Below are 1,151 nucleotides of genomic sequence, written 5' to 3'. Positions count from 1 at the left end.
TTGATTTAGTTTATAAAAAAATAGTAAATTGTGGATTTACAGAAAAAATTCAATAATATTTTTTATTAATATTTTTCAAACAACTTTTATATTTATATTATTACTAACAATTTTTTACTTAAATCTATTAATTAAAACAAATATAAGATTAATTTTAAATTTTTATGAAATATTTATAAATAGAAAAATTCATTTAATATTTATTTTAGATACTTACTCTTTATTGTTTTTTTTTATTATTATAATAGTTGTATTAAACGTAATAAGATTTATAAAAAATTATATGTTCAAAAAAAAAGACATAAAAATATTTATTTTTATAACTATAATGTTTGTGTTATCAATAATATTTTTAGTGTTTTCGTTTAACATTTGAACTATAATTTTTGGATGAGAAGGATTAGGAATTAGCTCATTTTATTTAATTTTTTATTTTAACAATTATGATTCTTGAAATAGAAGAATTAAAACCTTTTTTAATAATAAATTTGGAGATTGTTTTATAATTATATCTATAATCTTTATACTTATAAATAAAAATAAAATAATAATTTTTTTTTTAATATTAGCATTATTAACTAAAAGAGCACAATTTCCTTTCATAGCTTGATTACCAATAGCTATAGCAGCTCCCACACCTATTTCAGCTATAGTGCATAGTTCCACATTAGTTACTGCTGGGTTATATATTTTTTTCCGATTATCTAATATATTAATTAGAGTTATTAATTTAAATATTTTTATAAATTTATGTTTAATTTCTATATTAATTAGTGGATTAAAAGCTTTAATAGAAAAAGATATAAAAAAAGTTATTGCTTTATCTACTTTAAGACAAATTGGATTAATATTATTTTTCCTTTTAATAAATATAAAATTAATTTCATTTCTTTATATATGTAATCATGCTTTATTTAAATCTTTAATATTTATTAATATGGGATATATAATAATATTTAATTACTCAAATCAATATATTTTTAATATAAATACTTCAAATATAAATTTATTCTTTAATTTTTCTTTTAAGATTTCTTGTTTCAATTTAATAAATCTAACATTTTACTCTTCTTTTTATTTAAAAGAAATTTTATTAATAAATTTAAATTTTTCAATAATTAATCTAATAAAATTTATTATTTTCTTATTTA

General features: G+C 15.0%; 2 protein-coding genes. One reads left to right on the top strand and one right to left on the bottom strand.

Going from position 1 to position 1,151, the window contains the following annotated elements; all coding sequences use genetic code 11:
* Positions 1 to 441: 441 nt before the first annotated feature.
* Positions 442 to 666 (bottom strand): hypothetical protein, encoded by a 225-nt coding sequence (locus RC73_RS19535; protein ID WP_033540871.1) that lies wholly within the window; start codon positions 664 to 666, stop codon positions 442 to 444.
* On the opposite strand from RC73_RS19535, the gene RC73_RS20695 reads away from it, so the two are divergent.
* Positions 653 to 1,151: proton-conducting transporter transmembrane domain-containing protein (locus RC73_RS20695; protein ID WP_160289601.1), on the top strand; the 499-nt coding region annotated here is incomplete at its 3' end. The genes RC73_RS19535 and RC73_RS20695 overlap by 14 nt on opposite strands.

The organism is Shewanella sp. ECSMB14102 (assembly GCF_000813075.1).
In the GTDB taxonomy this organism is placed as follows: domain Bacteria; phylum Pseudomonadota; class Gammaproteobacteria; order Enterobacterales; family Shewanellaceae; genus Shewanella; species Shewanella indica.
This window is presented reverse-complemented; position numbering and strand designations above follow the sequence as displayed.